The following is a 1,169-nucleotide window of genomic DNA, read 5'->3' on the forward strand; positions in this document are numbered from 1 at the left end:
TGTAGTGGCACAGTAAATTTGGCCACCTGAACAGAGGTGATACTCTTGCCTCAGCATAAAACAGGTGACTTCATGACCAAGAAAATAAAACGAACCTTTTCTCCCGAGTTCAAGCTGGAATGCGCTCTGCTCGTTGTGGATAAAGGTTACTCATACCGTCAGGCTTGTGAGGCGATGAACGTCGGCTCCTCTACTCTGGAGTCCTGGGTTCGTCAGCTCAAAAAAGAACGTCAGGGTGTTACACCATCAGCCACACCAATAACACCGGAACAACTGCGTATCCGTGAGCTGGAAAAACAGGTTCGCCGCCTGGAGGAACAAAATACGATATTAAAAAAGGCTACAGCACTCTTAATGTCCGACTCGCTGAACAGTTCGCGATAGTTGCCAGACTCAGTGACAGCCACACCGTTGTCAGCCTTTGTACTGCTTTTGGCCTGCATCGCAGCAGTTACCGATATTGGTTCAGACGACGCAACATGATTAATCCGCAGCAGATAAAGTTGCACAGTGAAATACGCCGGGTCTGGAACCAGAGTCGAGGTTCAGCAGGGGCGAGAACGCTGGCCGATATGTTGACCCACAACGGCTTCCCTATGAGTCGTTATCGTGCCGGACGTCTGATGAAGCAGTTGGAGCGGAACAGTTGCCAGCCTGGTAAACACAAATACAGGAATGTTCATCAGGCGCATACATGCCTGCCGAATCTTCTGGAACGCCAGTTCGCGGTGCCAGAGCTAGACCAGGTATGGTGTGGTGACATTACGTATATCTGGGCGGGGAACGGCTGGAATTATCTGGCTGTAGTGATGGATCTTTTTGCCCGCAGGATCATCGGCTGGAGCTTTTCAGCTAATGCAGATACTGCGCTGATAAGCGGCGCGTTACGGATGGCCTATGAGAGTCGTGGTCGGCCGATGAATGTGATGTTCCATAGCGATCAGGGAAGTCAGTATACAGGGATGAAATATCAACAGCTTCTCTGGCGTTACAGAATAAGGCAAAGCGTCAGTCGACGAGGCAACTGTTGGGATAACAGTCCGATGGAGCGCTTCTTCCGTAGCCTGAAGACAGAATGGGTACCGACAGATGGCTACCGTGACAAACATGAAGCACAGAAGCAGATTAGTCTTTATATATTGAGCTATTACAACAGTGTCAGACCCCAT

Annotated in this window: 1 protein-coding gene; it reads left to right on the plus strand. The window is 50.0% G+C overall.

Annotation, left to right across the window (positions count from 1 at the left end; translation table 11 throughout):
• Window positions 1–36 precede the first annotated feature (36 nt).
• Window positions 37–1,169 (plus strand): IS3 family transposase gene (locus HEP82_RS19785; protein WP_192459609.1). Its coding sequence is split into 2 segments (ribosomal slippage), with 1,134 coding nucleotides annotated over them: window positions 37–331 and window positions 331–1,169; the frame shifts between segments, so codons are not numbered across the junction. This gene is flagged as partial in the annotation.

Source organism: Musicola keenii, assembly GCF_014855505.1.
Classification (GTDB): Bacteria; Pseudomonadota; Gammaproteobacteria; order Enterobacterales; family Enterobacteriaceae; genus Musicola; species Musicola paradisiaca.